This is a genomic window from Kitasatospora sp. NPDC024654, from assembly GCF_055559155.1.
The window spans coordinates 1-2,449 of record NZ_JBVHLF010000228.1 but is presented as its reverse complement, the minus strand read 5'-3'; the positions used below and the strand labels follow the sequence as shown (position 1 = coordinate 2,449).

At 69.3% G+C, this 2,449-nt stretch carries 3 protein-coding genes; 1 reads left to right on the top strand and 2 read right to left on the bottom strand.

Annotated features, from left to right (window positions below; translation table 11 throughout):
• Window positions 1-211: 211 nt before the first annotated feature.
• Entirely contained in the window at window positions 212-361 is a 150-nt protein-coding gene (locus ACZ38L_RS39160) for a hypothetical protein (protein WP_465702876.1), read from the bottom strand.
• A gap of 249 nt (window positions 362-610) precedes the next feature.
• Complete coding sequence (locus ACZ38L_RS39155; protein WP_465702874.1) at window positions 611-1,588, bottom strand: hypothetical protein; 978 nt, start codon at window positions 1,586-1,588, stop codon at window positions 611-613.
• A gap of 203 nt (window positions 1,589-1,791) precedes the next feature.
• On the opposite strand from ACZ38L_RS39155, the gene ACZ38L_RS39150 reads away from it, so the two are divergent.
• Entirely contained in the window at window positions 1,792-2,064 is a 273-nt protein-coding gene (locus ACZ38L_RS39150; RefSeq protein ID WP_465702872.1) for a hypothetical protein, read from the top strand.
• Window positions 2,065-2,449 lie beyond the last annotated feature (385 nt).

Genomic DNA, 2,449 nt, shown 5'->3' with positions numbered 1-2,449 from the left:
GGCCGAAAGTCCTGAAAACACCACACCCACCAGCTCATTGACATCGCGCACACCATGCCAACGACGTTCGTCACCCTTCGTTACCACCGATTACGAGCCAGAGCCATTACTCGATGAGACCCCACGAATCCCCCTTCAGCGTCTCTCCGATGCGCCATCATGCCCGAGCCTGCAACTCAACCGACTGGATTCAGTGAGACAACGGCTGGGTTCACTGCGAACGGACAAGGGCGGCCACCAGGCGGGCGTGGACGTCGACGGCCGTCTCGCGGGTGACCGGGTCGGGGTCCTCCAGGTGCGCGGCGGCCCGTTCGCTGAGGGTCTTGCCGTCACCCCTCCATGCCAGCTGTGCCGCCGTCACCCCACTCGCCGAGCACGATGTCCTCGTGTGTGTCGTGTGGGCCATCGTGGCCGGTGGGCAGGTTGCAGATCGCGGTGCAGAGCTCGCCGCCGAGCTGAACTGCGATCGCCAGCCTGTCGGCTTTCGGTGGCGGCACGCAGCGGCGACGGAACCACTTCATGGGCCCGTGCTGCCGCTTCGGGTACCGCCTGGGGAAGCGATGGGCCTCGCAGCTGAGCGGCAGTTGCGAGGCCCGGGCATGAGCCCGACTTACTGGTTGGCGGACTGCCAGGTGCCGCTCTCCCAGACAGCGCCGCCGGTGGCCGGGCCGCCGCCCCGCTTGTAGACCACGAAGTTGCCGTCGCTCTGGAAGATCGCGCGGGCACCCGGGTAGTTGTAGGTGCCGGTATACCACACATCAGGGGAGTAGAGCTTGCGCATGACGACATTTCCGTCGGTCTGCATGACCGTCAAACATGCGCCCGAGCCATCAGTGCCGGTGTCCCAGACTGCCACTCCGTCACGCTTGCGGTAGATCACCAGGTTGCCGCCACGCTGCATGATCATCCAGGCATTGGCCGACTGCATCCACTGGCCGGGCACCAACTCCCGGAATGCGATCGGGTCCTGGCCCGCCTGGACGACGTTCGCCGGGCAGTACTCGGAGGGTTGCTGCCCGACACCCGCGCTCCACCACCGCTGGCCAAGGGGGAGCGAGGGAGGGACGTCCAGCTCCCCGTCCGCCAGGAGCTGGAGGCTCTGATTGCCGCCCGAAGTTCCGCTACTCCAAAGGGCCCCGCCGGTAGTCGGGCCACCGCCGTGGTCGTAGACGACGAAGTTGCCGTCACTCTGGGATACCGCATAGGCGCCTGGATGCCCCCAGGTGCCGGTATCCCAGACGGCCGGCCCCTGCGTGCCATCCTTCGCGAGCGGGTACAGGACCAGGTTGCCGTCGGCCTGCATGACCAGCTTGCTGACCGGTGCGAACGGGGCGGTGTCCACGACCGCGTTGGGCGCCGAGGTCGGACTCGTGATGCTCTGCCCCGGAGACAAACTGTTCACCGGGGTTCCGTATGAGGTCCCGTGAGTGTCTGTCTTGCAGGGCAGCGCCGTGGCGGCCTGTGCGGACTCGACCCCGGTGGCCAGGCCGGTGACGGTGAGCAGCGCGCCGAGGGCGGCGCTGAAAGCACGATTACGGTTGATGGGTACCCCCTTGATGAGCGGCCCGACGCAGGATTGATCACACACTGCCGCGGCCGTGGCGGCTCCAGCGTGTGCCCGCATAGTCATAGCACCGTCGGGTGGCTCAGCTGCGCAGCAGGGTGATCTTGTACGAAGGGCCCTGCGGCTGCTGTTCAGCTGCGGGGCCCGCTCATCCTCTCGCAGATCCGCTGCCCCGGGGAGTGCCCGGGGCAGCGGGTAGTTGGGTAGGTAGAGGGGCTGTGACCTGCGTGTCTACCTTCTACCCGGCGGCCACGATCGAGCGGGCCGTCGAGGCGGCCGTCGAGCGGATCGTCGAGGGGGTGCTCGCCCGGATCGGGCGGGGCCCCGGGGCGGCCCCGGCGGCGGCCGGCGGCCCGGCCGAGGGAGTGGCCGCCGAGCCCGGCCCGGGGGTTGCGCGCGCGGGGACGGGTGCGCCCGGGCGGGCAGGCGGGCGCACCCGCACGCGGCGCGGGCCCAGGCGCCGGCGGGCGCAGCGCACCCGGTGCACCCGGGGCCGGTAGCCCCGGCGGGCGGTCCCCGCGGTGCCTCCTCGTCGGAGGCGCCGCGCGGGCCGGCCCCGGAAACCCCAAAGCTGACATGTACTCATTGCCCTCGACGAGCCCGGTTCGGCCCTCGCGGAGACTTCCAACACTTGACAGGGACGCGACGAGTAGGTGACGGGGTCCGACCTGGACGCCACCCGTCGCGGGTGCCTGTCGCGATGGATTCAGGGGTGGGGTCGAGGGGTGCTCGCGCAGATCCAGGGCATAGCAGGGGGCATCGCGACGGGGGTCGCGACAGCCCCAGATGCCAACACCATTGCGTTAAGCCTGTGACCTGCGGCGCAACCCGGTTCAGTGCCGGGATCGGGAGGCGATTCCGTCTTCCATGATCTGGATCTCGGTG